Annotated in this window: 26 protein-coding genes and 3 pseudogenes; 14 read left to right on the top strand and 15 right to left on the bottom strand. The window is 70.7% G+C overall.

Annotation, left to right across the window (positions count from 1 at the left end; all coding sequences use genetic code 11):
* Positions 1-12 precede the first annotated feature (12 nt).
* Together ACIQ7D_RS25315 and ACIQ7D_RS25310 are read right to left on the bottom strand one after the other, a co-directional pair.
* Positions 13-957: a formylglycine-generating enzyme family protein gene (locus ACIQ7D_RS25315; RefSeq protein ID WP_403941108.1), complete on the bottom strand. Its 945-nt coding sequence runs from the start codon at positions 955-957 to the stop codon at positions 13-15.
* On the bottom strand, positions 954-2,453 hold the full coding sequence (locus tag ACIQ7D_RS25310; RefSeq protein ID WP_403941106.1) for a sulfatase-like hydrolase/transferase: 1,500 nt from the start codon (positions 2,451-2,453) through the stop codon (positions 954-956). Before ACIQ7D_RS25310 ends, ACIQ7D_RS25315 begins: the two co-directional genes overlap by 4 nt.
* A gap of 302 nt (positions 2,454-2,755) precedes the next feature.
* Here ACIQ7D_RS25310 and ACIQ7D_RS25305 point away from each other — a divergent pair, with 302 nt between their 5' ends.
* The 6 genes from ACIQ7D_RS25305 to ACIQ7D_RS25280 all read left to right on the top strand — a co-directional run bounded on the left by ACIQ7D_RS25305 (position 2,756) and on the right by ACIQ7D_RS25280 (position 7,872).
* Positions 2,756-4,003, top strand: a complete 1,248-nt coding sequence (locus ACIQ7D_RS25305; RefSeq protein ID WP_403941104.1) for an ROK family protein — start codon at positions 2,756-2,758, stop codon at positions 4,001-4,003.
* A gap of 16 nt (positions 4,004-4,019) precedes the next feature.
* Positions 4,020-4,835: an ABC transporter permease gene (locus tag ACIQ7D_RS25300; RefSeq protein ID WP_403941102.1), complete on the top strand. Its 816-nt coding sequence runs from the start codon at positions 4,020-4,022 to the stop codon at positions 4,833-4,835.
* The gene (locus tag ACIQ7D_RS25295) at positions 4,832-5,611 is read left to right on the top strand and encodes an ABC transporter ATP-binding protein (protein WP_403941100.1); all 780 of its coding nucleotides are present in this window, start codon (positions 4,832-4,834) and stop codon (positions 5,609-5,611) included. The genes ACIQ7D_RS25300 and ACIQ7D_RS25295 overlap by 4 nt, the downstream gene beginning before the upstream one ends.
* A 129-nt stretch (positions 5,612-5,740) precedes the next feature.
* Positions 5,741-6,721: an aliphatic sulfonate ABC transporter substrate-binding protein gene (locus tag ACIQ7D_RS25290; protein WP_403941098.1), complete on the top strand. Its 981-nt coding sequence runs from the start codon at positions 5,741-5,743 to the stop codon at positions 6,719-6,721.
* Positions 6,722-6,736: 15 nt separating this feature from the next.
* Positions 6,737-6,868: a hypothetical protein gene (locus ACIQ7D_RS25285; RefSeq protein ID WP_403941096.1), complete on the top strand. Its 132-nt coding sequence runs from the start codon at positions 6,737-6,739 to the stop codon at positions 6,866-6,868.
* A 104-nt stretch (positions 6,869-6,972) separates the two neighbouring features.
* Positions 6,973-7,872 (top strand): hypothetical protein, encoded by a 900-nt coding sequence (locus ACIQ7D_RS25280; protein ID WP_403941094.1) that lies wholly within the window; start codon positions 6,973-6,975, stop codon positions 7,870-7,872.
* Between the two features lie 25 nt (positions 7,873-7,897).
* On the opposite strand, the gene ACIQ7D_RS25275 is transcribed toward ACIQ7D_RS25280, so the two are convergent.
* Entirely contained in the window at positions 7,898-8,434 is a 537-nt protein-coding gene (locus ACIQ7D_RS25275) for a type 1 glutamine amidotransferase domain-containing protein (protein WP_403941093.1), read from the bottom strand.
* A 65-nt stretch (positions 8,435-8,499) separates the two neighbouring features.
* Positions 8,500-8,874 (bottom strand): VOC family protein, encoded by a 375-nt coding sequence (locus ACIQ7D_RS25270; RefSeq protein WP_403941091.1) that lies wholly within the window; start codon positions 8,872-8,874, stop codon positions 8,500-8,502.
* 288 nt (positions 8,875-9,162) lie between these two features.
* Here ACIQ7D_RS25270 and ACIQ7D_RS25265 point away from each other — a divergent pair.
* Positions 9,163-9,228 (top strand): annotated as a pseudogene (locus ACIQ7D_RS25265) (helix-turn-helix domain-containing protein); the annotation flags it as partial.
* A gap of 242 nt (positions 9,229-9,470) precedes the next feature.
* Positions 9,471-11,453: a DUF4157 domain-containing protein gene (locus ACIQ7D_RS25260; protein ID WP_403941186.1), complete on the top strand. Its 1,983-nt coding sequence runs from the start codon at positions 9,471-9,473 to the stop codon at positions 11,451-11,453.
* Between the two features lie 285 nt (positions 11,454-11,738).
* Here the strand turns inward: ACIQ7D_RS25260 and ACIQ7D_RS25255 are convergent, their stop codons facing one another.
* Positions 11,739-11,927, bottom strand: coding sequence for a hypothetical protein (locus tag ACIQ7D_RS25255; protein WP_403941196.1), 189 nt, complete (start codon positions 11,925-11,927; stop codon positions 11,739-11,741).
* A gap of 4 nt (positions 11,928-11,931) precedes the next feature.
* On the opposite strand from ACIQ7D_RS25255, the pseudogene ACIQ7D_RS25250 reads away from it, so the two are divergent.
* Positions 11,932-12,450 (top strand): annotated as a pseudogene (locus ACIQ7D_RS25250) (enolase C-terminal domain-like protein); the annotation flags it as partial.
* A gap of 2 nt (positions 12,451-12,452) precedes the next feature.
* Here ACIQ7D_RS25250 and ACIQ7D_RS25245 read toward each other — a convergent pair.
* A pseudogene (locus ACIQ7D_RS25245) lies at positions 12,453-13,005 on the bottom strand (transposase); the annotation flags it as partial.
* Between the two features lie 63 nt (positions 13,006-13,068).
* Complete coding sequence (locus tag ACIQ7D_RS25240; RefSeq protein WP_403941089.1) at positions 13,069-14,418, bottom strand: aldehyde dehydrogenase family protein; 1,350 nt, start codon at positions 14,416-14,418, stop codon at positions 13,069-13,071.
* A gap of 128 nt (positions 14,419-14,546) precedes the next feature.
* Between ACIQ7D_RS25240 and ACIQ7D_RS25235 the strand changes: the two genes are divergently transcribed.
* Complete coding sequence (locus ACIQ7D_RS25235; protein ID WP_403941087.1) at positions 14,547-14,894, top strand: ArsR/SmtB family transcription factor; 348 nt, start codon at positions 14,547-14,549, stop codon at positions 14,892-14,894.
* A gap of 394 nt (positions 14,895-15,288) precedes the next feature.
* Here the strand turns inward: ACIQ7D_RS25235 and ACIQ7D_RS25230 are convergent, their stop codons facing one another.
* Entirely contained in the window at positions 15,289-15,642 is a 354-nt protein-coding gene (locus ACIQ7D_RS25230; protein WP_403941085.1) for an ArsR/SmtB family transcription factor, read from the bottom strand.
* Between the two features lie 109 nt (positions 15,643-15,751).
* Between ACIQ7D_RS25230 and ACIQ7D_RS25225 the strand changes: the two genes are divergently transcribed.
* Together ACIQ7D_RS25225 and ACIQ7D_RS25220 are read left to right on the top strand one after the other, a co-directional pair.
* On the top strand, positions 15,752-16,864 hold the full coding sequence (locus tag ACIQ7D_RS25225) for an alkene reductase (protein ID WP_403941083.1): 1,113 nt from the start codon (positions 15,752-15,754) through the stop codon (positions 16,862-16,864).
* Positions 16,865-17,093: 229 nt separating this feature from the next.
* Positions 17,094-17,816, top strand: a complete 723-nt coding sequence (locus ACIQ7D_RS25220) for an NADPH-dependent F420 reductase (protein ID WP_403941081.1) — start codon at positions 17,094-17,096, stop codon at positions 17,814-17,816.
* 208 nt (positions 17,817-18,024) lie between these two features.
* Here ACIQ7D_RS25220 and ACIQ7D_RS25215 read toward each other — a convergent pair whose 3' ends face one another.
* Positions 18,025-18,216 (bottom strand): hypothetical protein, encoded by a 192-nt coding sequence (locus ACIQ7D_RS25215; protein ID WP_403941079.1) that lies wholly within the window; start codon positions 18,214-18,216, stop codon positions 18,025-18,027.
* Positions 18,217-18,575: 359 nt separating this feature from the next.
* Between ACIQ7D_RS25215 and ACIQ7D_RS25210 the strand changes: the two genes are divergently transcribed.
* Positions 18,576-19,292, top strand: a complete 717-nt coding sequence (locus tag ACIQ7D_RS25210) for a lysophospholipid acyltransferase family protein (protein WP_403941077.1) — start codon at positions 18,576-18,578, stop codon at positions 19,290-19,292.
* Positions 19,293-19,355: 63 nt separating this feature from the next.
* On the top strand, positions 19,356-20,405 hold the full coding sequence (locus ACIQ7D_RS25205) for an NAD-dependent epimerase/dehydratase family protein (protein ID WP_403941075.1): 1,050 nt from the start codon (positions 19,356-19,358) through the stop codon (positions 20,403-20,405).
* 62 nt (positions 20,406-20,467) lie between these two features.
* Here ACIQ7D_RS25205 and ACIQ7D_RS25200 read toward each other — a convergent pair whose 3' ends face one another.
* The 6 genes from ACIQ7D_RS25200 to ACIQ7D_RS25175 form a co-directional block, all read right to left on the bottom strand.
* Positions 20,468-22,063 carry an alpha/beta hydrolase gene (locus tag ACIQ7D_RS25200; protein ID WP_403941073.1) on the bottom strand — a complete coding sequence of 532 codons (1,596 nt, stop codon included), beginning with the start codon at positions 22,061-22,063 and terminating at the stop codon, positions 20,468-20,470.
* Positions 22,064-22,189: 126 nt separating this feature from the next.
* Complete coding sequence (locus ACIQ7D_RS25195) at positions 22,190-22,996, bottom strand: urease accessory protein UreD (protein WP_403941071.1); 807 nt, start codon at positions 22,994-22,996, stop codon at positions 22,190-22,192.
* A complete protein-coding gene (gene ureG, locus ACIQ7D_RS25190; RefSeq protein WP_403941069.1) occupies positions 22,993-23,670 on the bottom strand; it encodes an urease accessory protein UreG in 678 nt (225 codons plus the stop codon). Before ureG ends, ACIQ7D_RS25195 begins: the two co-directional genes overlap by 4 nt.
* A 119-nt stretch (positions 23,671-23,789) precedes the next feature.
* Positions 23,790-24,464 (bottom strand): urease accessory protein UreF, encoded by a 675-nt coding sequence (locus ACIQ7D_RS25185; protein ID WP_403941067.1) that lies wholly within the window; start codon positions 24,462-24,464, stop codon positions 23,790-23,792.
* Between the two features lie 49 nt (positions 24,465-24,513).
* On the bottom strand, positions 24,514-26,280 hold the full coding sequence (locus ACIQ7D_RS25180; RefSeq protein ID WP_403941065.1) for an urease subunit alpha: 1,767 nt from the start codon (positions 26,278-26,280) through the stop codon (positions 24,514-24,516).
* Complete coding sequence (locus ACIQ7D_RS25175; protein ID WP_403941064.1) at positions 26,273-26,584, bottom strand: urease subunit beta; 312 nt, start codon at positions 26,582-26,584, stop codon at positions 26,273-26,275. Before ACIQ7D_RS25175 ends, ACIQ7D_RS25180 begins: the two co-directional genes overlap by 8 nt.
* Between the last annotated feature and the right edge of the window lie 5 nt (positions 26,585-26,589).

The raw sequence follows: 26,589 nt of genomic DNA, 5'->3' as shown, positions 1-26,589 counted from the left end.
CGCGCGCACGGGTCACGAAGCGGCCCTGGCCACGCGGAAGCCGAGGTTTCCCGTGGTGCTGTCCGGGGTGTTGGCGGTGCGTGCGGCGACCCGGTAGCGGTTGCAGTACGAGTGGTGGCACAGGTACGAGCCGCCGCGCATCGCCCGCAGTCCCGGCGCCCCCGGGTGCCAGAGGTCCGCCGTCCATTCCCAGACGTTGCCCGACACGTTGAACAGCCCGAAGCCGTTGGGCGGGTAGGCGTGCACCGGAGCGGTGCCCGCGTACCCGTCCTCGGCGGTGTCGGTGTCCGGGAAGGTGCCCTGCCAGATGTTGCAGCGGTGGGCGCCGCCGGGGGTGAGTTCGTCACCCCACGGGTAGCGGGCCTGGTCCAGCCCGCCACGGGCCGCGTACTCCCACTCCGCCTCGGTCGGCAGACGCCCGCCGTCCCAGGCACAGAAGGCTGCCGCGTCCGCCCAGCTCACCTGAGTGACCGGATGGTCCCAGCGCCCGTCCAGCGCGCTGCCGGGCCCCTCCGGCGCGTCCCAGCGGGCGCCCTCCACACCGCGCCACCACGGGGTGGCGGCCGGGCGCGGCGAGGTCGCGCGCAGCGGCTCGGGCAGGAACGCCGCGAAGACATAGCTCCAGCCGAAGAGTTCGGCGTCGGTACGGTGGCCGGTCGCCCCGACGAAGGCGGCGAAGCGCGCGTTGGTCACGGCGTGGGCGTCCAGAGCGAACGGGGCCACGGTGACCTCGCGGACCGGTCCTTCCCCGTCGCCCGGGTTCACGTCGGGGTCCTCGCTGCCCATCCGGAAGGTGCCGCCGGGCAGTTCGACCGGCCTCCGGTACGCGCCGGCCACATCGCCCGCCCGCGGAACGGCCGCCGCCGGGGACTCCGTACCCCCGCGGGCGGCTTCGGCCGGCGGGCGGGCGGGCGCGCAGCAGGAGCGGGCCACCGCCCCGGAGTCCGCCGGGTTCACGCGTGCTCCTCGCGCGCCCGCCCCGGCACGGGATCGCCCGCGGGTTCGTTCTCGAACGCCGAGAGCGTGGTGTCGTAGTCGGTCTCCACGTCGTACATCGGTGTCATCCAGTGGAAGAAGTTGTCGCCCCGCTCGCGCAGCAGGCGGTACAGCGTGCGGGTCAGTTCGGCCCGTACCTCCCGCAGTTCGGGGTGGTCGTAGCGGTTGTGCAGCTCGTCGGGGTCGGTGCCGAGGTCGTACAGCTCGTTGTGCGACTCGGGGTTGACCACCAGCTTGTGGCGGCGGGTGCGCAACATGCGCTGGGGGTAGGGGAAGTGGTGGCCGTGGAACTCGGCGAGGTGGTGCTGGTCCCACTCCGGCCGCTCTCCCGCGGCCAGCGGCAGCAGACTGCGGCTGTCGACGGCCGGTCCCGTGTCGCTCCCGGCGAGGTCGAGGATGGTGGCGGTGCAGTCGGTGAGGGAGACGAACTCGTCACGCACCTGGCCACAGGGCGCGCCGGGGACCTTCAGGAGACCGGGGATCCGGTAGATGTCCTCGTACATCGCCGGGCCCTTGTCGTGCAGCCGGTGGGAGCCGGTGAACTCGCCGTGGTCCGCGGTGAAGAACACCGCGGTCTGCTCCTCCAGGCCGAGCTCGCGGACCGCGTCGAGGATCCGTCCGATCTGTTCGTCGATGAGGGTCACGTACCCCCAGTAGACGGCGATCAGCTTGCGGCTCTCCTCCAGGGGCATCGTGTCGAAGGCCCACAGCTTGCTGTAGTTGCTCTGCACCGGCGGCTTGGCCGCGAAGGTCTCGCTCACCGAGGCGGGCAGTTCGACGAGGGCCGGGTCGTACAGGTCGTAGTACGCGTCGGGGAGGATGTAGGGCAGGTGGGGGCCGAAGAAGTGGGTGGCCAGGAAGAACGGCCGCTCCGGGCCGCCGGCTCCGTCCGCGGCCCAGCGGCGCAGCATCTCGATGGTGCGGGTGGCGAGATAGTGCTCGAAGGTCGCCTCCACCGGCTGGTGCAGCCGGGCGGCCAGGAGGTTGCCGGGGCTGCCGTTGGGGGTGGTGCCGCGTACGGGGTCGGTGATGCGGTACGGCGGCAGTCCGTGCTCCGCCAGGTAGGCGAGGTAGTCCGGGTGGTCCACCGGGTTGTGCCAGCCCGCCAGGTCGGGGCCCTCGAAGCCGTAGTCGGCGGCGGTCCGCCGCACTCCCCCGTGCCACTTGCCCATCAGTCCCAACCGGTAGCCCTCGGAGCTGAGTTGTCCGGCGAAGGTGAACTGGTCGTCGGCGAGGTCCTCCAGATAGCCGACATTGCGCTCGTAGTTGGCCAGCAGTTTGTGGCGGAACGGCGCGGCGCCGGTGAGCAGGCTGGCGCGGGCGGGGGTGCAGATCGCGGTGGGGGTGTAGCAGCGGTCGAACCGGGTGCCCTCGGCCGCGAGCCGGTCCAGGTTCGGGGTGCGGACGTGCGGGTTGCCGTAGGCGCCGAGGGTGTCCACCCGGTGCTGGTCGGTCATGAGGAAGAGCATGTTGGGGCGCACGGGGACCCTTTCGGTTCGGTCGGTTCGGGGTCGGTGGAAGCGGCCGGGGCAGGGCGGCGGTGTGGGGGGATCTCGACCGGTCCTCCGCGAGGCATGTTCCGGCCCGCACAAGATTTATGTCAATGGTGCGAACAATAATCGCGCCCCCGGCCGGCCCTCCCCGGCCCTCCGGGGGCCCAACGCCACTGCGAGGGCGCGGTGACGACGCTCGGGTGCCGCCGGAAGGGGCCGGGAATTCCTTTGTTCCGGCTCATTGACGAAAAAGGTGGCCGCTCTCCATGCTGTTCGGCATGCAGGCACACGACGGTCCGCTGACGCGGCTGCGCAAAAGCCATGAGCAGTCCGTGCTGGACCTCCTCCGCAAGCACGGCCCGCTCAGCCGGGCCGAGTTGTCCACGCACTGCGGCCTGTCCCGGACCACGCTGTACGACATCGTCGCCGGTCTGGTGGACGGCGGCGCGGTCGTCGCCTCGACACCACGGGCGGAGGTACGCCGACGCGGCCGGCCGGTGGAGAAACTCAGCCTCAACCCGGACGCCGGGGAGGCGATCGGCATCGACTTCGCCCGCCGGACCATCCATGTCTCGGCGGTCAACGTCGCCCACGAGGTGATCGGTTCGGCCAGTGAGGCGCACGCCCCCGGCCTCACCTGGCCCCAGCGGGCCGACATCGCCGAACGTCTTCTGGGCTCCCTCGGCGGTCCGCCCCGGGTCGGTGGGCCCGCCGGCCGCACCCCCCGGCGCGGCACGCTCAGGCTCGGTCTGCTCAGCGCGATCGGGGTCGGCGTGGTCGGGCCCGTCGTCGACGCCGACGGTAGGGACCCGGTCTCCCGGGGGCGCGGCACGGACGGCCTGTCCGCCCTGCTCCGCGAGCGGTTCGGCGTCCCGGTGCTGCTCGACAACAACACCAGGCTCGCCGCCCTCGCCGAGGCCGTGTGGGGCGCGGCGTCCGACGGTGGGGACGTGCTGTATCTGCGGCTCTCCCACGGGGTGGGCGGCGGCCTGGTCATGGGCGGCCGGCTGCACCGCGGGACGCACGGCATGTCGGGCGAGTTCGGCCACATCACCGTCGACCCCGAGGGTGCCCCGTGCGAGTGCGGCGGCACCGGCTGTCTGGAGACCGTCGCCTCCCTCGACGCCGTACTGCACCGCTACCGCTCGGCCGGCGGCCGGGCCGACGACATCTCCGCGTACCTGGCCGCCGTCGCGTCCGGCGACGGGCGCGCGCTCACGGTGCTGGAACGTACCGGCACCGACATCGGCACCGTACTGGCCGCCGTGTGCAACGCGGTCGGCCCGGGTGTGATCGTCATCGGCGGCGAACTCGCCCAGGCGGGCCCCGCCCTCTTCGAGCCCGTGGAGCGGGCGCTGCGCACCCAGGTGATGCCGATGGTCAGCCACCGGGTGCGCGTACGGCGCGCCACCCTCGGCGACGCCGGCAGCGCGCTGGGCGGTATCGCCCTCGTCCTCCGCGAATCCCCCTTGCTCTCCCGCTATCCGCAGCCCGTCACCGAGGAGCACGCGTGAATCCAGGCAGGCACCCATGGCCGTGACCGTCCCTCCGGAGAAGACCACCGCGGCCCGGGCCCCGGGGCGCACCGAACGCCGCACCCGGAGAAGGCCGTTGGCCCTCAATGTCCTCGCGCTCCTGGCCGGTGCCCTCGTCTGGGCGGTCGTGGCCGCGCTCGGGCTGGTCGAGAACCTGCCGACGCCGCTCGCCGTGGCGCGGAAGGCCGGGGAGATGGCCGCCGACGGCACCCTGGCGACCGATATGCTCGCCAGTCTGCGCCGGGTCTTCCTCGGCTACGCCCTCGGCGTGATCGTGGCCGTGCCCATGGGTTTCCTCATGGGCTGGTACCCGGTGGTGCGCGCCGTCGTCGAGCCGTACATCCAGTTCTTCCGCACCATCCCGCCGCTCGCGCTCATCCCGCTGACGGTGGTGCTGCTCGGTATCGGCGAGGTCCCGAAGATCACGGTGATCGCTCTCGCCTCCTTCATGGCCTGCGTCGTCGCCTCCTTCCAGGGCGTCGTCGACGTGGACCGCACCCTCATCAACGCCGCTCGGGTCCTGGGCGCGTCGGACCGGGTCATCTTCGCCAAGGTGGTCATCCCGGCCTCGACACCGTTCATCCTCGTCGGTATGCGCATCGGACTCGGTGCCTCGTGGGCCACGGTGGTCGCGGCCGAACTGATCGGCGCACAGGAGGGGTTGGGCTACCGGATGCAGAAGGCGTCCACCTGGTTCGAGATGGACACCATCTTCGTGTCCCTGATCACCATCGGCGTGCTCGGCCTGCTCATGGACCGGCTGCTGCTGCTCGCCGAACGACGGCTCACCGGCTGGCAGGAGCGACGATGAACCCCAAGATCAGTTTTCAGGACGTGGTGAAGACCTTCCCGCTCAAGGGGGCCGCGTTCACGGCGCTGGACGGGGTGTCCCTGGACATCGCCGACCAGGAGTTCGTCACCGTCGTCGGCCCCTCCGGCTGCGGCAAGAGCACCCTGATGAGCATGGCCGCCGGCCTCCAGGAGCCCACCTCGGGCCAGGTGCTGGTGGACGGTGAACCGGTGAGCGGCCCCGGGCCCGACCGGGGCGTGATCTTCCAGCAGTACGCGCTCTTCCCCTGGCTGACGGTACGCCAGAACGTGGAGTTCGGCCTCCGGCTGGCCTCCCTCCCCGCCGAGGATCGGCGCCGGCGGGCCGACCGGGCGATCGCCCTGGTCGGGCTCGACGCCTTCGCCGATGCCCTGCCGAAGACGCTCTCGGGCGGTATGAAGCAGCGCTGCGCGATCGCCCGCGCGTACGCGGTGGACCCGCGGGTCCTGCTCATGGACGAGCCGTTCGGGGCGCTCGACGCCCTCACCCGGGTGCAGTTGCAGGACCAGCTCCTGGCGACCTGGAGCCGGGAGAAGCGGACCGTGCTGTTCATCACCCACGATGTCGACGAGGCCGTCTACCTGGCCGGCCGGGTGGTGGTCATGGCCGCCAGGCCCGGCCGTGTCCACCGTGTCATCGACGTGGACCTGCCCTATCCCCGTACCGAGGAGATCCGGCTCTCCGCGGAGTTCCGGCGGATCAGGAACGCGGTGTGGACCTCCGTGCACCACCAGGAGAACACCGCCCCCGCCCCGTAGCCGCACACCGCTCCGGCCGGGCCCTCACCGGCGGGCCCCCTCCTCCTCGCGCCCTCCCCCTCCTCCTCGCGCCCTCTCGTGCGCTTCGCACAACGGCTCCCGCCCCCTTTCCCGTTAGGACATCCCGCCATGCCCGGAAGCTCCCTCCGCCGTGCTCTGCCGGCGCTCCTCTCCGTCACGGTCCTCACCCTCACCCTGAACGCGTGCTCCGGCAGCGCCGCCGACGACGACACGGTCGATTTCGGCTACATCGGCGACTACAACGGCGCCGGCCTGCTGGCCATCGCCGAGGACCAGGGGCTGTGGAAGAAACAGGGCCTCACCGCGAGGACGAAGGTGTTCAACAACGGGCCGGTGCAGATCCAGGCGCTGGGCTCCGGTGACCTCGACTACGGCTACATCGGCCCCGGCGCGATGTGGCTGCCCGCCTCCGGCAAGGCGAAGGTCATCTCCGTCAACACCTACACCTACGCCGACCGCGTCATCGCCCAGCCCGGCATCAGGACGATGAAGGACCTCAAGGGCAAGCGGGTCGGTGTACCCGAGGGCACCTCCGGCGACATGATCCTCAACATCGCGCTGGAGAAGGCCGGGATGACCACGAAGGACATCCAGAAGATCGCCATGGACCCCTCCACCGTCGTCTCCGCCTTCACCTCCGGAAAGATCGACGGCGCGGGCATCTTCTACCCCTCCATCGACACCATCAGGGAGAAGGTCCCGAAGCTGGAGGAGGTGGCCGGCACGAAGGGGACCGGGGACGTCTTCCCGACCGCCTTCGTCGCCGGGAACAAGGTGTCCGAGAAGAAGAACAGCAAGGTCATCAAGGTATTGCAGCAGGCCAACGACTGGCGCGCGCAGCACCCCGAGGAGTCCGTCGCCCTCGTGGCCGGGATGCTGGACGTCAGCGAGGCACAGGCGAAGGCCGACGCCTCGCACGTCGAGACCTTCACCACCGACGACCTGGTGGCGAAGAGCGCGAACGGCGAGATCGCCCGCGCGCTGAGCAAGCTCGGGGACCTCTTCGTCCACAACAAGCAGTTGGAGAAGAACCCCGACCCCGCCGAGTTCTACGACGGCGACCTCTACCGTAAGGTGCACGCCGGATAACCCACGGGCCCGCCTATGTACGGCCCTCCGGGCTGGCGCGTCGCCGTCGGCGATCTGCGCTTCAACGTGTACACCCACCGCAACGCGCCCGCCGGAGCGGCCGAGCCCTGCTCCTACGACCTCAAATGGACAACCCCGCCGGCGTGATCGCGAAGAACCAGCACTACACGGTCGACGGACGCCGGCTGACCACGGGGAGAACCGCGTACCACAGCGGCACACCGGGCCGTACATAAGAGGTCGCCCGTCTGATGTACCTGCCGTACGAGTCGGGCAGCGGCGCGCTCTCCGAATTCCTCACGGCGCCGACGCGCCGGACCGAGTACGTCGGCGGCTCGCCCGGCGTCTCGTACCACGACTGGCTCAAGGCCGGGGAGCGGCGCTTCGTCTCCCAGAAGCTGTCCGTCCCGCCGGGCCGCACCACCACGGTCGACTGGCTGCGCGGCCCGCCCGTCCCGGGCTTCACCCGGCCCGCGCGGAACGGGGCCGCTCCGGACGAGACGTGGTACCGCAAGGGCAACACCCTCACTTTCTCCCTGGCCACGGTCACGGACCCCGCGGGCCACCACGACCTCCCGTTCCCGTCCGACATCACCTCCTCGCACTTCGCGGTGAAATCCGGTGACACGACGCTGTACGAGAGTGACGGCCTCTCCGGCGGCATTCTGACCGCGGCGCCGGAGAGGACCACGTACACGATGGTCTACGACCAGACGCGGACGAACGACGCCTTCCACCAGTCGCTGACCACACACAGCGAGACCTTCTCCTCGGGCCGCTCGGACTGCCGGTCCGTACCGGAATCCTGGACGTGCGCGACGGAGCGGGGCGAGTGCGAAGGCCCCGCCGGATGCTCGGCCCTGCCGGTCGTCGTCCCGCGCTACCGGCTCGACACCGCGCCGGACGGCACCAGCCCGACGGGCGCCGACCACGCCGTCGTCACCTTCGGGTACGTTCCGGGCGTGACGGCTGCGCCGGCCGTCACCAGGGCGACGGTCGAGCTGTCCTTCGACGACGGCAAGGGGTGGACGGCGGCGTCGCTCACCCCGCTGGGCGAGGGCGCGTTCCGCGCGGACTGGACCACTCCGCGGTACGCGGCGGGCCGGGACGCGTCTCTGCGCATTCAGCGTCACGCGGAGCGGCCCCGGTAGGACGAGCGCCACGCCGCGCCCGGTGTCAGGCGTCCTTGAAGACCTGGACGAAGGTGTCACAGAACGCCTTGAGGTCGTCCGGCTTACGGCTGGTGACCAGGGTGCTGGGCTCGGCGGTGCAGACCTTGACCTGCTCGTCGACCCAGGTGCCACCGGCATTGCCGATGTCGGTCCGCAGGCTGGGCCACGAGGTGAGGGTGCGACCGCGAACCGCGTCGGCCTCGATGAGCGTCCAGGGCGCGTGGCAGATGGCCGCGACCGGCTTGCCGGAGTCGAAGAACCCCCGGACGAATTCCACGGCGCGCCGGTCCGTGCGGAGCGCGTCGGGGTTGGCGACTCCGCCGGGCAGCACGAGGGCGTCGTACTCCCCGGGCCGGGCGGAGTCCAGGTCCTTGTCCACGGGGAAGGTGTCGGACTTGTCCAGATGGTGGAACGCCTGGATCGTGCCCGGCCGCGTGGACACGAGCTGCGGCGTACCACCGGCGGCGAGCACGGCCTTCCAGGGCTCGGTCAGCTCCACCTGCTCGACACCCTCCGGGGCCACGAGAAATGCGACGCGCATGATGGTGTGTTCCTCTCTGTTCCTTGGGGTTTCCTGGGGTTCCTTGGGTTTCCCTGGACCGGGCTTCACTCAGGCCGAATGAGGCAGAACGGATGGCCGACGGGGTCGGCGTAGACCCGGAAGTCCCGCTTCCCACCGTCGTCCTCCAGGTCCAGGGGCGTGGCTCCGAGTGCCAGCACCTCCTTCTCGCGCACCCTCATGTCGTCGACGTCGAGGTCGAGATGGAGCTGCTGAGAGCGGCTTGTGCTCGGCCACTCGGGCGGGACGTAGCCGGGCACTCGCTGGAACGAGAGGCGCTTCACGTGGTCGACCCGGAGGTCGACCCAGTGGGCGTCCGCCGCACCCACGACCTCACCGCCCAGAAGCTCCGCGTAGAACCCGGCGAGGGCGTGCGGGTCCGGGCAGTCGAGAACGAGGGTACGAATGGTGGCGATCGGCATCGGTATCTCCTCAAACCTTCTCGGACTGAGCTGAACGGTTACCCGACCGGACCGGTCATGACACGTGTCCCGTGGCAGTTGGCGCAGCCGGCTCTTTCCCGGGCTCCGGTGGTGGCCGTCCGGCAGTGCGTCGTGACCGCCGAGGCGACCGGTGAACGCGCCGGTTGTCCGATGGGCTCCGGTTCGCAGTGGACCGCGCGGCATCGCCGACCGGTGTCGCCATGGCATCCCGGCGTTCGCCGTCCGGAATCGGGACGGCGGCGGAGGGGGTGACCTGGCAACGGGCCCACGCTGCCCGAGCTGCGGGAGATCAAGAAGATCGCCAAGTCCAAGCCGACCGAGCACGACCTGCCGCCAGCGGCTCAACGTCGGTGATTACAGCGTCTGTTGTTGATCGATTGACGAACTATGCTTCGGCTTGTAGCGCAGACTTCACTTCGACGTGTACGGGAGCGGATATGGTCCCCAGCCCTCTAGGGAAGAAGGAGGCTGAGCGCGGTCACGTGCCCCGTGTGGCGAGGGAGTCGTCGGCGAGCTCTGCCGATCAGGGCGTTCTCGGTTTGGCGGCCGGTGCGGGAAACGCCGCGGTCGTGCAGATGCTCCGTCAGGCCGGGCACTCATGGGCCCAGGACCGGCATCAGCACAATTCCGCGTGCGGACATCAGAGCGAGGGATCCCAGGTCCAGCGTTCCGCACAGGGCAGGACCGTCGAGCGGGCCCCTCAGGGCGAGGAGCACGCTCACGGGAACGACCACGGCCCGGCCGATCAGACGGCCCTGCTCCGTGACGCCATGGCGTCACGGAGCCGCCCGCTTCCCGCACCGCTGCTCGCGGCGGCGGTGCCGTATTTCCGGAACCCGAACCTTTCCGCCGTTGAACTCCACGACAACCCGGTGGCCCAGCGGGCCACCGAGTCTCTGGGAGCCCAGGCCATGACGGTCGGCCACCACATCTTCGCTCCCCCGGAAATTGTCGGGAACATGAGGATCATGGGGCACGAGCTGAGCCATGCCAACGAGAACCTCAACGGCACCCGCGAGACCGGTATCAGCAATGGTGCCGGACTCACGGTCACCGACCCCAAGCAGGGCTCCGAGCAGAAAGCCGACAAGGACGGGGTCTTCTTCGACGCCGGTTCCGCGACCGCCCCGTCCATCGGCGCCCAACGGGCGGCCACGCAGGACGTCGGCTTCGCGGCCGTCAACGAGGACGCGTCGACAGCGGACGGAGCCGTGCAGCGCGCGGCTCAGGCGCCGACCGTGCAGCGCATGGAGCGCTCACCGCGGGGCTACCGGGACAACTACGAGGCCGACGCCTCCTCCTCCGGATCGGACTACGACCGGCAGCCGGGCAGTTCCCCTGAGCGGGGCGTCTCCGCATCGCAGGCCGGTTCCAGCAGCGCCGCGCAGTCCTTCATGGACGGCCCGTCGAATCCGTACCAGCAACGGAGCTACGGGCGCTTCGAGTTCGAATCGTCGTCCTCGTCCAGCGGCGAGGAGCGCGACCAGCGCGGGCGCCCCGCCTCTCCTGCTCCGGCCCCCGCTGCTGTGCAAAGTTCACCTCTGGCGGACACGGTGTACGGCTTCGTGCACGGGCATATCACGCAAATCCTCAACGAGGGCGCCGAGGCAGAGGGAGACGTCACCGCCGACACCCCGGCAATGGTCGACGGGTGGGCCACTTACGCGGCCGCGGCCGCGGCCGCCGTCGTGGACAGCACCGGGGCCGGCGAGCACGCCGAGGGCACCGATGAACACGCGGACTTCATGTACCGCTATCCGGAGGTGTTCCGGGAGGTCTTCACGGAACACAGCGACCTCCTGTTCGGGCAGCAGGCGGATCGCCTCGCGGGGACGGTCATGAACCGGCTCCAGCGGGAACAGCGCCAGAACCGGAGGGCGGACCGGAAAGGGATCAATCTTCCGGAGCACCCCGCCCTGAGGCCGCTGCGCGCCCTGCTCCTGCAAGAACGACTCGACGAAACCAGCAAGCTGAAGGTCACGCTCAAGGTGGACGCGGGAAACCTCCTTCAGGGCGACGTCGGTCACGCCTGGATCGAGATCACCGGATCGGACGGGAAGAAGGTCTCCTTCGGCTTCTATCCGGAGGGAGAGGACCTCCCCTTGCTCAACAACGTGCCGGGCGGAGTCATGTGCCCCGACCCGCACAGAGGGGTCACCCAACGGGAATCGAAGAAGGCCAGCCTGCGGCGTATCCTCGACGGCTACCAGATTGCCTACCAAAAGGCCAACGAAGCCTACAACCTCACCCAGTACAACTGCACGAGCTTCGCGGGCCAGGTGTGGACGGCCATGACCGGCGAGAGCATCCCCCGGAACCTGCTCACCACGGCAGGCTTGATCAACATGGTCGCCCCGAACCCCGCCGCCGCAGGCGCCGGCCTCGACAGGCACCAGGCGCCGCGGCTGGATCGCAGGCGTGAGCGCATCCGCACCAACATGCAGGGCCCCATGCGCGGTGTGGCTCCCGGTGCCGGCGACGCGGACGAACTGGCCGACCGGATGGCCCGCGTGGGACTCTCCCAGAGCAGCGGCCAGTCCTCCGAGGAGGTGGACTGACCAACGCGACGGTTGGCGCCCGGCCGCTCACCGGCGGACCCTCGGGCACCAACCGTCGCCCGGCCCCACGGCCGGGAAGCTCCCTGGCCCGGTGACACCACCCCCAGGTCGTCCGTTGGTCAGATCCGGCCCCCGGTCATGCGGGTGAGGGGGCCTCAGCGCGGCCACCACCATCGACGAGGACGAGCCGGCCGAGCCGACGGTGGACATCCTCAACGGTCCACTCGACGCCGTTGAGCGCGACCCGCCTGCCCGGCGCAATCTGGGAGAACCCCTTCGCCGCCATCACGGTGCCCAGATCAGCGAGCTGTCGCTCAAGGGAGTACCCAGATCAACGCCGAGTTCGCGCTGCCAGAGCAGCCGGACGATGTTCGCCCTGCCGACGGAAGGCACGCTGGTCGCGTCCGCCAACTCGCAGAAGGTCATCACTCGCCCCTTCCGGCCCCGGTTGATCGTGAGCAGCTGGTCCCGCATACCTCTCCTGGGCGACGGACAACAGCGGGATTCCGTACGGGTGCTGGGCTACCTCTTCCACGTCGGCGACCCGGACCGCACCGACCTGGAGTACGTCCGTGAACCCGACTCCCCCGTGGAGTGGTACCGGGTCCGGCATGAGCAGGCCCTGACGCCCGAGGCAATCGTCCGCCAGGCCGAGGCGGCCTACGGCCACTACGGATTCCGGGACTTCAAGCTCAAGGGGGGCGTCCCCAACGGCGCCGAGGAGGTCGCGGCCGTCCGGGCCCTCAAGGACCGATTCCCCGAGGCCCGGATCACCCTCGATCCGAACGGCGCGTGGTCACTGCGCGAGGCGTTCGAACTGTGCCGGCCGCTGGTCGGCACGCTCGCGTACGCCGAGTACCCCTGCGGAGCCGAAGGCGGTTACTCCGGACGGGAGGTCCGCGCCGAGTTCCGACGCGCCACCTGCCTCCCCACCGCGACCAACATGGTCGCCACCGACTGGCGTCAGATGACCCACGCCCTGGCCCTCCAGTCGGTCTGCCGTGCGTCGGGATCGACGGTGGACACGGTCCGGTCCGCCACCGTGCGCTTGACGATGCGCCAGCGGCCATCGCGCCCGTCGGAGTCCTCGGCCGGCTCCACGTCCTGGCCCACGACCAGAGCCAGCAGGCCCACCGCAGTCGCCGCTCTCTCACCGAGCTCTTGTTCAGGCAGGTGACCGAGCAGGTTGAGGGCGTCGGTGACCAGCGCGTCGACCAGCGCGGCGCGGGCGGCCTCGTCGTCCCGGGCAATCCTCTGTCATACAGACCCAGCCCGCAGGCCGCCTTCCATCGCAGGTCACACCGCAGTTCCTGGACCGTCTCGAAGTCCGACAACCCGTGCAGGCTCTGCAGCACCACCGTCGCGGCCAGCACCCGCGGCGGCAGACCCGGACGCCGTTGGACGACGGATACGTGTCAGCGAACATCCCCGGCGGGAACAGCACCTCACGATGTTCAGCCAGAAACGCGAACACACTGCCTGCCGGGATCAACTCCCGGCACCTTTCCCACACATCCGGCCCGACCATCTCCCCAGCCCATTCCCCCCGCATGCCTACAAGACTGGCCCCGACTCCACCGAGTCGGGGCCAGAGCTCGAGATTTTCAGCAGTCTTCTAGCTGAGCGGCACGTCCACGACACTCTTGAGGTGGCTGAACGTCTCAAGGGAGTACAAGCCGTGGTAGTGGCCCATGCCGCTTTCGCCGACGCCACCGAAAGGCAGGCCGGGCACGAGCACCTGAATCCCCGGCTGGCCCCAGGCGACGGCGCCGGAGGACGTCTCGTTCACCAGGCGCGACTTGGTGGCCTCGGAAGTGGTGAGGGCGTAGAGGCCCAGCGGCTTGTCGCGTTCGTTGACGAAGGCGATGGCGGCATCGAGGTCGGTGACTTCGATGATGGGGAGGATCGGACCGAAGATCTCCTCCCGCATGACCGGCGATGCGGGGTCGACGCCGGTGAGCACCGTCGGTGCGATGAAGAGGTCGTCGCGGTCGTGCTGGCCTCCCACCGCCACCTGGCCGGAGTCCAGCAGACGAGTGAGCCGGTCGAAATGCCGCTGGCTGATGATCCGGCCGTAGTCTGCTGCGGTCTGCGGAGTGGAGCCGAACTGGGCTTCGAGCGCCTTGCGGAGGGCGGGAACCAGCGCGGCAGCAGTGGCAGGATCAGCCAGAACATAGTCCGGGGCTCCGCACGACTGTCCCGCGTTCACCGAGAACTTGCCGCCGGCCAGCCGCTTCGCGGCCTCATCCACGTCAGCGTCGGGTGCTACGAAGATCGGATTCTTGCCCCCGAGTTCAAGCGTGACGGGGGTGAGGTTCTTGGCTGCTGCGGCCATGATGATCCGGCCGACCGTGCCGTTGCCCGTGTAGAAGATGTGGTCGAAGCGTTGTGCCAGGAGGGCCGTGGTCTCCTCGGCGCCTCCCTCGACCACGGTGATGACGTCGGCGTCGAAGTACTGTCGCAGGAGGCGTGAAAGCACCGCCGAGGTGTGCACCGAGATCTCGCTCGGCTTGGCCACCACGGTGTTTCCGGCGGCCAGGGCGCCGATGATGGGGTCGATGAGGAGGTGCACCGGGAAGTTCCACGTGCCGATCACGAAGACGACCCCGAGCGGGTCGTACTTGGTGTACGCCGTTGCCGTGGGACCGAAGAGGGCAGGAACCTCCACCGGGCGGGGCTGAAGCCAGCTCTCTAGACTCGCCAGCGTCTCGTCGATGTGACCGACGGTGAGGTCGATCTCCGCCATCTTCGCCTCGGTGGCGTTCTTCCTCAGATCCGCCCAGAGCGCTTCGAGCAGCTCCTTCTCATTGTCGACCAGCAGGGCCCGTAGCCGCTGCAGCTGGTTGACGCGCCAGTCCAGTCCGCGGGTGACGCCGGTGTTGAACGTCGCGCGCAGGCGGCCGACGACCTCTGCGGCCGGTTCGCTCTGGTGCGTCCTCGACTCATTCGCCGTTGTTGCGCTCATGGGTTGTGCTCCGTTCTGGATGCAAGCCACACCGTCAAGGCATTGGTGAAGGGGTCATTCCGACCTTCACCGTAACTCATGTTCGCACCTACGCGAACATGATGCGGCCTCCCCGTCCATCGTGGTCAGTGGCCAGCCGCACCCCATCGCCGCTCGTTCACCCCGCCCCGGACGACTTCGACCTCTTCAAGGTCATGGGCGCGCCGACCGACGACACGCGGCTCGCCATCGCCCTCGCCACCTTCCCTGGTCCGGCCAGCAGCGGCTTCAGGCAGGACGTCACCGCCTCCATACTCACCCGCCACTTCCGGGGCTTGCGCGAGGCCGGCCTCATCCAGCAGCGCGACGTCGGCACCCGCCAAATCAACAGGCTGCGCGAGGAAGAGCTTGACCAGCGCTTCCCCGGGCTGCTCGACCTCGCCCTCACGGAGAGCGCAGCCCGCGTGATGCCTCGACCGAACACCGCCGACGCCTGACACTCCGAAGCGCCCCTACGTGGAAACGATCAGGGCGCTCCGATCGGCGGCGACGTCTGTGATGTGGGGCCTCAAGGCATAGATGACCGCAGAGCACCAGGAGACCGGGCAGTCGTGTCGCTCCTGTCACACGCGGGCCAGGCGGTTGAGGTGCCGCGCTCGGAGTCCTCAAGGGCAGCGAGGCGGGTCGTGGAGCGGTTCCGCAGTGGTGGAGGAGGTCGAGGATCACCAGGAGCTGGACGTCGAAGACCTGGCCCCTTCATCTGCCGCTGGAACGGGCGTGAGTGGCCCCAGGCTCGCGATGGCCGGGCCACCGAAGCGCGGCGTCAGCGCAACGCCGAGTGATGTGGCCTGCGGACTGCCGGGGCGTCCCGTCCGCGTGCGGGCTGGGGTGTCAGGCGCAGTCGGCGTCCGTGTGGGGTGTCACGCGGGCTGCGCCCTCCGTGAGGACGAGGTCGAGCAGTCCGGGGAAGCGCCGGTCAAGCTCTTCCTTGCGCAGCGTGTTGAAGCGGCGGGTGCCGACATCGTGCTGCCGGATGACACCGGCCTCGCGCAGCACGCGGAAGTGGCGGGTGAGCACGGACGCGGTGACGTTCTGGTTGAAGCCGTTACAGGCCAGTCCGGGGGAGGCAGCGAGGGTGACGACGATGGCGAGCCGCGTGTCGTCGGTCAGCGCGCCCATGACCTTGAAGAGGTCGAAGTCGCCCGGGGCGGGGTGCGTGAGCGGGGATGAGGTGCGGCTGGCCATACGCGTATACTAACGCGAGCCTCATGTTTGCGTTTGCGCGTACATGCATTACGGTGAAAGAGCGGGATGAACTTCCTCCCGTAATCCACCACATCGCATGAGGACACCCATGTCTGTCAATATTTCCGAGATTCCGCCCATTCCGTCGCTTTTCTCCCCCGTGACCCTCGGGAAGATCGAGCTTCCCAACCGCGTGGTCATGGCACCGCTGACCCGGGTCCGGGCCGGCGCCTCCGGCATCCCCGGGGACCTAATGGCCGAGTACTACCGGCAGCGGGCGAGCGTCGGGCTGATCATCACCGAGGGCACCTACCCCGACCACGCCTCGCAGGGCTGGGTCGGCGCGCCGGGCATCGCCACCGACGAGCAGGCAGCCGGCTGGCGCAAGGTGTTCGAGGCGGTGCACGCCGAGGGCGGCCGCATGTTCCTGCAGATCATGCACGCCGGCCGCGCCGCACACCCCGACATCAACGGCGGCCGTCGCGTCCTCGCCCCCAGCGCGGTCGCCATGGGCGGCGACGTCTACACGGAGAAGGGCATGCAGCCCCACCCCGTACCGGAAGCGATGACCACCGCGGAGACCCGGGAGGCCCTGGACGACTTCGTCACCGCGGCGCGCCGGTCCATCGAGGCGGGAGCGGACGGCGTGGAAATCCACGGAGCCAACGGCTACCTGCTCCACCAGTTCCTCTCCCCGGCAGCCAACCAGCGCACCGACGCATACGGCGGCTCACCGCAGAACCGGGCCCGCTTCGTCGCCGAGGTCGTCACGGCCGTCGCCGAAGCCGTCGGTGCCGAGCGCGTCGGGCTGCGCATCTCCCCGGAGATCGCCCTCGGAGACGTCTTCGAGACCGACCGGGACGACGTCCTGGCCACCTACGGCACCCTCATGGACCAACTGCGCCCGCTGGGCCTGGCCTACCTCTCCGTCCTGCACACCGAGCCGAGCGGCGACCTGGTGCAGGAGCTGCGCCGGCGCTTCGACGGCAAGCTGCTCGTCAACAGCGGCTTCCTCGGCGGCCAGACCACCCGCGAGGACGCGATCCAGCGCATCGAGGCCGACCACGCCGACGCAGTAGTCGTCGGCCGGGCCCTGATCGCCAACCCCGACCTGATCGCACGCTGGCAGAACAAGCACCCCGAGAACGAGCCGCGCCCTGAACTCTTCTACTCACCGGGCCCGGAGGGCTACACCGACTACCCCTCCCTCCAGACGGCCTGAGGACACCCGGCTGCACCGGCCCATGCTGCGGCCCGCCGCTCACGACGGGCCCGCCGCGCCTGCCGGACAGCCCCCGTGTTCCGGTTCGACGGCCGATCAGTACTCCGACCGCGCCTTCAAATCCGGGCTCCGCGCCGGTGAAGGCCGGTTCCGGAACGGTACCGGCGTGGGTGCCACCGCCACCGCCTGGTGCGCCCCCCCCTTCCTCACCCTGACAGCAGGAGCAGACATGACCACCCTCGGCATCATCGGAAGCGGAAACATCGGCACCGCCGTCGCGCGCCTCGCGGTCGCGGCGGACCTCCCCGTCGTAATTTCCAACTCCCGGGGCCCGCGGAGCCTCACCGGCCTCATCGACGAACTGGGCCCGCTGGCCACGGCCGACACGGTCGAACAGGCGGCCAGCGCCGACCTCGTCCTGCTCTCCGTTCCGCTCGCCGCGCACACCGCCATCCCGGCCGCACTACTCGCGGACAAGACCGTACTGGACACCTCCAACTACTACCCGTCCCGCGACGGCCGGATCGCCGAGCTCGACAACAACACGCTCACCACCAGCGAGCTGGTCCACCGGCACCTCGCCGAAGCCCGGCTGGTCAAGGCCTTCAGCAACATCCTCTTCCACCACATCCCCCAGCTGACCCGCCCCGCGACCAGCCCGGGATCCGCCGACCGCACCACACTGCCGATCGCCGGTGACGACGCCAACGCGAAGACGGACGCGGCGGCACTGATCAACCGACTGGGATTCGACACCATCGACACCGGCTCCCTCGCCGACAGCTGGCGCTTCGAGCCGGACAGCGCCGCCTACACCCGCCTCTACCTCGCCGATCCCACCACCCCCGACGCACAGCTCTTCACGGCACCCGGCCGCCCCGTACTGGCCGCCGAACTACGCACCGCGCTCCAGGCAGCCCAGCGGGTACGCGTGGCCGACCGCGTCATCTGACCCCGAGGGCGTGCCGCCGGTCTTCCCCGCGTGAGCCGGGTGCGCCGGACGGGGGCCGCTGTACGGCTTCCCCGCAATCAGGCGCAGGCGCAGGCGAACGGCGTGCCCACTACGATGCGCGCCAGCAGAGGGGCTCAGCGGCGAAGCGATCTGCGGTTACTCAGCGTTACGTGATCAAGATCCGCCATCTGGTGTTCTCGCCCGCCAGCTAAAAGTCTCGGTCACTGGCGGTGCCGCTGGCTCGGGAAGCACGGCGGCCCTGGCCGTCCTCGTCCAGGTCCTCGTCGTCCCTGGTGGGTTCGGCCGTGCCGTCGAGTTGGAGGGTCCGCTGGTGCAAGGAGTCCGCCAGGCCGGTGGCGCGCTGTGTCAGCGCCTGGGGGGGCGGCGGACCTCGTGGCACGGCGAGTATGTCCCGCCGGTGCGATTTCCGTGGCCCGGCGTCCGTGGTTCTCCTGCGGGTGCCCCTCCCCTCCGAACCTATGCGCGAGAGGAAAAACCGCGGGCCCCTGCCGATGTCGGTGGCCGGGGCCCGCGCAATCCATTCCCGGGCACCGGAGCGACGGCAGCACCCGCTCCGCCGTGTCCGGCACCGGCCCGTGTCGTACGGCCGGACTCCTGAGGCGGTGAGGATCGGCTGCCCGGCTGCCGGGGACGGTTACAACCGGCCGCACCCGCACATACACTTGCGTCCGCCGGAATCCCCGTTGACCTGGGACAACGCCGTCCTGTGGCCGGTCGGGCCAGTGAGGAGCGCTCCCCTTGTTCTACTACGTGCTGAAATACGTGCTGTTGGGACCGCTGCTGCGGTTGCTCTTCCGGCCCAGGATCGAGGGGCTGGAGCACATCCCCGCCGAGGGCGCGGCGATCGTCGCCGGAAACCATCTCTCCTTCTCCGACCATTTCCTGATGCCCGCCATCATCAAACGGCGTATCACCTTCCTCGCCAAGGCCGAGTACTTCACGGGCCCCGGGATCAAGGGGCGGCTGACGGCGTTCTTCTTCCGCAGCGCCGGGCAGATCCCGGTGGACCGTTCGGGCAAGGAGGCGGGGCAGGCGGCCATCCGGGAGGGGCTGGGAGTGCTCTCCGAGCAGGAGTTGCTGGGAATCTACCCGGAGGGGACGCGCTCGCACGACGGCCGGCTCTACAAGGGCAAGGTGGGGGTCGCCGTGATGGCGATCAGGGCACAGGTGCCGGTGGTGCCGTGTGCGATGGTCGGGACCTTCGAGATCCAGCCGCCCGGACAGGTCCTGCCGAGGATCCGGCGGGTGACGATCCGGTTCGGTGAGCCGCTGGACTTCTCGCGGTACGCCGGGCTGGAGAACCAGAAGGCGGCGGTACGCGCGGTCACCGACGAGATCATGTACGCGATCCTCGGGCTGTCCGGGCAGGAGTACGTCGACCGGTACGCGGCCGAGGTCAAGGCGGAGCAGGCGAAGGCCGCGCCGGCCAGGAAGTTCCCCAGGCCGCGTCGCTGAGAGCAGATCCGCCACCGGCGAAAGGCTCTGGGCCTCGGTCGGCACCGCCCCTAGCGTGCTCGTATGACCAGGGGAAAAGCGGTAGTGATCGGTGCGACAGGGCAGGTGGGGCGGGCCGCGGTGCGGGCGCTCGCCAGGGATGGCTGGGAGGTGTGCGCGGCCTCGCTCGGCGGGGGCGTGGACGACACCTGGCCCGGGGAGGTGCGGGCCGTACGGCTGGACCGGGAGGACGACGCGGCGCTGGTCGAGGTGGTGGGTGACGGGTGCGATGTGCTCGTGGACGTGGTGGCGTTCGGCGGGGCCCATGCCCGGCAGCTCATCTCGCTGGCGGGGCGCATCGGTTCGGCCGTGGTGATCTCCAGCGGCGCGGTGTACGAGGACGACGCGGGCCGCAGCCTCGACACGCAGGGCGGGCCGGCCGGCGCCCCGCGGCTTCCGGTTCCGGTCCCCGAGACGCAGCGCACGGTGGCGCCCGGTGAGGCGACATACGCCACCCGAAAGGTGCTGCTGGAGCGGGAGTTGCTGACGGCGGCCGACGTGCTGCCGGCGACACTGCTGCGGGCGGGCGCGATCCACGGCCCGCACTGCCGCTCACCGCGTGAGCTCTACTTCGTGCAGCGGCTGCTGGACGGCCGTGGCAGGCGTGTGCTCGCGTACGGCGGCCGGAGCCGCTTCCATCCGGCGCATGTCTCGAACGTCGCGGAGCTGATCAGGCTGGCGGCGTCGCGGCCCGGCTCGCGGGTGCTGAACGCCGGGGATCCGCAGGCGCCGACGGTGGCGGAGATCGGTGCGGCCGTCGACGCGGTGATGGGCCGGGAGACCCGGACGGTGCTGGTGGAGGGGGCTCCGCCGGACGGCGGAGTCGGCGATACGCCGTGGAGCCTGGAGCATCCGGTCGTCTTCGACATGAGCGCGGCGGAGCGGGAGTTGGGCTACCGGGCGGTGACGGGGTACGTGGAGTCGCTGCCGGAGACCGTCGCGTGGCTGGTGGGACAGGTGCGCGAGCGCGGATGGGAGGACGTCTTCCCGCGGATGGTCACGGCGTACGGCCGGGACGCCCTCTTCGGGTACGCGGCGGAGGACGCCTGGCTGGAGCGAGCGGCGAACGCGTGAGGGCGGTGAACGGGGGCGGCAGGACCGGCCGGCCGCCCCCGTTCACCGCGTGGCGGCTGTCCCTACGGCTTGGGGGTGGCGTGCGGGGCGCACGTCACGTCCGCGCGGTCCACCGCGCCCGTCAGGAGGTACGCCTTCACCCGGTCGTTGACGCACGGGTTCACCAGGTTGGTGATGCCGTGCGAACCGGCGTCGCGCTCGGTGATCAGGCGCGAGCCCTTGAACCGCTTGTGCAGTTCGACGGCGCCCCCGTACGGCGTGGCGGCGTCCCGGGTGGACTGGGTGATCAGCACCGGCGGCAGCCCCTTGCCGGTCTTCACCTCCACCGGAGTCTGCTGCTTGACGCCCCAGGTGGCGCACGGCAGGTTCATCCAGGTGTTGGACCAGGTGAGGAACGGGTGGTCGCGGTGGAGCCGGGTGGTGTCCCGGTCCCACCTCCCCCAACTGGTCGGCCACTTGGCGTCGGTGCACTCGACGGCGGTGTAGACCGCGGTGCCGTTCTCCGACTTGGCGTTGCCCACGGTGTCGGAGAGGTCGGGCGAGCCGGCGTCGATGAGCGGCTGCGGGTCCCCGGCGACGTATTTGCTCCAGAGGGTGGCGGTGGGCACCCACGAGGAGTCGTAGTACGGGGCGCTCTGGAACACACCGAGGAGTTCGGCGGGCCCGACCACACCGCCGAGCGGGCTCTTCTTGGCGGTGGCGCGCAGTGTGTCCCACTGCTTCCGCACCTTGGCGGTGGTGTCACCGATGTGGAAGGTGGCGTCGTTCTTGGCGACCCACTCCAGCCAGTCGGTGAAGCGGGTCTCGAAGGCGACGTCCTGGTCCAGGTTGGCCTGGTACCAGATCTTCTCCTTCGACGGGTTGACCACACTGTCCACGACCATCCGGCGCACATGCGACGGGAAGAGCGTGCCGTAGACCGCGCCGAGGTAGGTGCCGTAGGAGACGCCCACGTAGTTGAGCTTCTTCTCGCCCAGGGCGGCCCGTACGACATCCAGGTCACGGGCGGTGTTGGGGGTCGTCATGTGCGGCAGCATCCAGCCGCTGCGCTCCTTGCAGCCGTCCGCGTACTCGGCCGCCAGCTTGCGCTGGGCGCGCTTGTCGGCCTCGCTGTCCGGGACGGGGGCGGCCTTCGGCGCCTTGACGAACTCCTGTGGGTCGACGCAGGAGATGGGCGTCGAGCGGCCCACCCCGCGCGGGTCGAAGCCGACGAAGTCGTACGCCTTGGCGGCGTCGGCCCAGACGGCGTTCTTGGTGACGACGCGGCGCGGGAAGGCCAGGCCGGAGCCGCCGGGGCCACCGGGGTTGTAGATCAGGGCGCCCTGGCGTTCGTCCTTGGTGCCGGTGGAGCCGATCCGGTCGACGGCGATCTTGATCTGCCGGCCGTGGGGCTTGGCGTAGTCGAGCGGGACGCTGACGTAGCCGCACCGGATGGGCTTCTCCAGCGCCCAGTCGGCCGGGCAGTCCTGCCAGTCGATACCCTTCTTCGCGGCGCGCTCGGCGGCGATCTTCACGCCGTACGCCGCCGGGTCGGCCTGCTGGCGACCGTCGGCGGTCGCCGCCGGAGCGGCGATGGCGCCCGCTATGAGCGTGCCGGCGAGCAGTGTGCCTGCCGAGCCGAGCACTGCGGTGCGTCTCACGTGGTACCTCCCCCTCATGGAGCGCCGCCCGCTCGGCGGCGCTGTTACGTGCGAGCTTCCCGGATCCTTTCGCCTGTGAGGTCGCTGGGAACAGGCCGGATGGGGATTTCTTTACCCAACCAATAACCGGTGAGGCGCCTCCGCTCAGCGGTACGCCAGGCCGGTGTCCTGCGGAGGGCCCTCGGGCGGGCCGGTGGGCGGGGGGCCGGACAGCCCGTCGAGAAGGCCGGCCAGCGCCTCGTCCAGGACACGGCGCAGCAGCAGCGCGTCCGGGGCGACCGCCGTGACGAGCGCGCCGGGACCGGCGAGCGGGGTACGTACGGCGGTGTCGCCCAGCAGCAGCGGCGCCACCGGCTTCTCCTCGAACTCGGGCACCACAACGAGGAGTTGGCCGACGGCGCGATGGCCGGCGAGTACCGCGGGGCCGTCCCAGCCGGCCGGCGCGCCGGGTCCGCAGGCGAGTTCCTGGTCGAGGAGTGGGCGGCCCGCGCGCCGTACCGTGAGCCGGCTGAACAGGGTGCCGGGGGCCTCGCCGTGGCGGCCGAGGATCTGTTCCTCGCGCAGCACCAGCCGGGCGGTGGGGGCCAGTTCGACCTGGGTGCGCATGCGCAGCTCGCTGCCGTACGCGGAGATGAGCTGCTCGGGCAGCCAGCGCAGCTCCGCGTTCTCCCCCACGGTCAGCCGTACGTCGTAGTGGGCGGGTTCTGGCACCCTGCTGGGCAGGGCGACGGTCGCCGCGGCGGCGTCCACGGTGAGCGTGGCCCCCTCCCGTACCTCGGCCTCGACGGCGAGCCGGTCGCCGCCGAGCGGTGCGGTCATGGCGCCGACGACGGTGACCCGGCTGCCGGGTCCGGTGGCCCGGGTGCGGCGCGGTGCGAGCGGTCCCTCCCCGGTGAGTACGGGCAGCCCGGTGCGGGTGGCGACGATCCGGGCGGTGGCGCGGACGCTCATGCGGTCCAGTCGGCGAGCCGGCCGAGCACCCAGTCGGCGACGGGCCGCACCCCGTCCTCGCTCTTCAACGAGGTGAAGAGTACGGGGAGTTCGCCGCGCTGCTCCGCGGCGTCGCGGGCCATCCTGCCGAGGTCGGAGCCGACGTACGGGGCGAGGTCGGTCTTGTTGACGACGAGCAGGTCGGAGGTGGTGACGCCCGGGCCGCCCTTGCGGGGGATGTCGTCGCCGCCCGCCACGTCGATGACGAAGATCTGGGCGTCGACGAGACCTTTGGAGAAGGTGGCGGTGAGGTTGTCGCCGCCGGACTCGACCAGGATCAGATCGAGCGGTCCGACGGCGTCCTCCAGGTCCTCGACCGCTTCGAGGTTGGCGGAGATGTCGTCGCGGATCGCGGTGTGCGGGCAGGCACCGGTCTCCACGGCCTGGATGCGCTCGGGCGGCAGGACGGCGTGGCGCAGGAGGAACGCGGCGTCCTCGCGGGTGTAGATGTCGTTGGTGACGACGGCGAGGGAGAGCCGGTCGCGCAGGGTGCGGCAGAGCGCGGCGACGGTCGCCGTCTTGCCGGAGCCGACGGGCCCGCCGAGGCCGATACGCAGGGCGCGGCGCCGCCCGTCGGGGCGTACCGCATCGGCGGAGACGGCCGCCGGGGCCGGGTGACCGTGGTCGATATGCATGGTGCGGCTCCGGTGGGTGAGGGGGATGTACGGCGGCGAGGGGGATGTACGGGTGCGGGCACGGCGGCGAGAGCCGGACCGGGGCGGGACGAGGGGCTTCGGGCGGGGCGGTTACGGGCTCATGAGGCGAACAGCCTGACCGGCCAGGCCGCGTGGGCCTGCGCCATGATGTCGAGCAGCGGCGCGGAGGGGGCGGGCAGCGCGTCGGTCCCCTCCGCCAGGGCCTGTTCCGCGTACCCCGCGGCCCGGGCGGCGACCTCGTCGAGCGCGGGCGTGAGCCGGGCGAGGACGGCGGTGGCCTCGAAGGGGTCGAGACCGAGCAGCCGTACGACCGCCGTGGCGGGGCCGCTGACGCTCTCGTACGCCGCGCAGTACCCGGCGTCCAGAGGTGTGAGGCCCGCCGAGCGCGCGGTCAGCCCGAGCACGACGGGCTGGTGCGCGCCGCGCGGGCGGGCCGCGGCGAGCGCGTCCAGCTCCGCGCTCGGCCAGGTGGCCCGGGCGGCGCGCACGAGCTGGCGGCCGAGCCTGCGCGCGGTGGTCCGCAGGGCGGGGACGGGCGTCCTGGCGTCGGCGGCCTCGTCCAGTGCCAGCGGGTCCAGGCCCCGGGCCGCCGCGGCGGCGAGCGCCGCCGAGGTGAGCCCGGTGGTGCCCAGCCGCCCCCGGCAGAAGGCGGCCAGGTCCCCGGCGTCGCGGATCCGGCCCGCCGTGACGGCCGCTTCCGCGCCGCCGGAGTGGGCGTGGCCGCCGGCGGGGAACCGGCCGTCGGCGAGGACGAGCAGGGCGGCCCGGCTCATCGCGCGCCTCCCCGCGGACCCGGGGGGCGGATCTTCGCAGGAGCTGCCATCAGAAGAGGAAGTAGCGCTGGGCCAACGGGAGTTCGGCGGCGGGTGCCGGTTCCACCGGCTCGCCGTCGATCCGTACCGTGAAGGTGTCGGCATCGACCTCCACGCGGGGCAGCGCGTCGTTCTCCCGCATGTCGGCCTTGGTGATCCGCCGGGTGTTGCCGATCGGTACGAACTCCTTGTTCAGGCCGAGGCGTTCGGGCAGTCCGTCCTCGATCGCCGCCTGGGCCACGAAGTTGAGCGAAGTGGCCGCCGCCGCCCGCCCCAGGGCGCCGAACATCGGCCGGGGCAGCACCGGTTGCGGGGTGGGGATGGAGGCGTTGGCGTCGCCCATCTGCGCGTACGCGATCTGGCCGCCCTTGAGGACGAGCTGCGGCTTCACCCCGAAGAACGCCGGGTCCCAGACCACCAGGTCCGCGAGTTTGCCGGTCTCGACGGAACCGATGCGCCGGTCGAGGCCCTGTGCGACGGCCGGGTTGATGGTGTATTTGGCGACATAGCGGCGAGCCCGGTGGTTGTCGGCGCGGCCGTCGCCGGGCAGGGCGCCGCGACGCTTCTTCATCACGTGCGCGGTCTGCCACGTCCGCATGATGACCTCGCCGACCCGGCCCATGGCCTGGGAGTCGGAGGAGATGATCGAGATGGCTCCGAGGTCCTGGAGGATGTCCTCGGCCGCGATGGTGGAGGGCCGGATCCGGGACTCCGCGAAGGCGAGGTCCTCGGGTACGGCCGGGTTGAGGTGGTGGCAGACCATCAGCATGTCGAGGTGTTCCTCGATGGTGTTGACGGTGTGCGGCCGGGTCGGGTTGGTGGAGCTGGGCAGGATGTACGGCTCGGAGACGACGGTGATGATGTCGGGCGCGTGTCCGCCGCCCGCGCCCTCGGTGTGGTACGCGTGGACGGTACGTCCGGCGATGGCGGCGAGGGTGTCGCCGACGAAGCCCGCCTCGTTGAGTGTGTCGGTGTGGATGGCGAGCTGGGCGCCGCTCTCCTCGCAGACCCGGAGGCAGGCGTCGATGACGGCGGGGGTGGCGCCCCAGTCCTCATGGATCTTGAACCCGAGTGCCCCGCCCCGCAGTTGGGCGTGCATCGCGTCGCGGGACATCGTGTTGCCCTTGCCGAGCAGTCCGATGTTGACGGGGAAGGTCTCCAGCGCCTCGAACATCCGGGCGAGGTGCCAGGCGCCCGGGGTGACGGTGGTGGCCTTGGTGCCCTCGGCCGGTCCGGTGCCGCCGCCGACGAGGGTGGTGACCCCGGAGGAGAGGGCCTGGTCCACGACGGTCGGGGAGATGAAGTGGATGTGCGCGTCGACCGCGCCGGCGGTGACGATCCGTCCGTTGCCCGCGATGATCTCGGTCTCGGGGCCGATGACCAGGTCGGGGTGGACCCCGTCCATGGTGTCGGGGTTGCCCGCCTTCCCTATGCCGGTGATCAGGCCGTCCCGGATGCCGATGTCGGCCTTGACGACGCCCCAGTGGTCGAGGACGACGGCGCCGGTGATCACGGTATCGGGCGCGCCCTCGGCCCGGGTCGTACGGGCCTGGCCCATCGACTCACGGATCACCTTGCCGCCGCCGAACACCGCCTCGTCTCCGGCGCGTCCGGGCCCGCCGCAGCGGTCCTCCTCGATCTCGACCAGCAGATCGGTGTCGGCGAGCCGGATCCGGTCGCCGGTGGTGGGGCCGAAGAGGTCGGCGTACCCGGCGCGGGACAGCTCGTACGGTACGGACCGGCCCGCGGGCCCGGCCGGTTCGCGCGCGTCAGTCATCGAGGGAACCTCCGGTCTCTCCGCGCAGTCCTGGCACGACGCGCAGACCGGCGAGGGGGACGAGTGCGACGGCGACGGGGACACCGGGTTCGAAGCGGACGGCGGTGCCGGCCGCGACGTGCAGCCGCTTGCCCCGGGCGGCGGCCCGGTCGAACTCCAGGCCGGGGTTGGCCTCGGCGAAGTGGTAGTGGGAGCCGACCTGGACAGGCCGGTCGGCCGTGTTGACGACGGTGAGCCGGGTGACCTCCCGCCCCTCGTTGAGGGCGACGGGCTCGTCGGCGTACAGGATCTCTCCGGGGATCATCGGCG

The sequence above is a fragment of the Streptomyces sp. NPDC096310 genome, assembly GCF_044763125.1.
Classification (GTDB): Bacteria; Actinomycetota; Actinomycetes; order Streptomycetales; family Streptomycetaceae; genus Streptomyces.
This window is presented reverse-complemented; position numbering and strand designations above follow the sequence as displayed.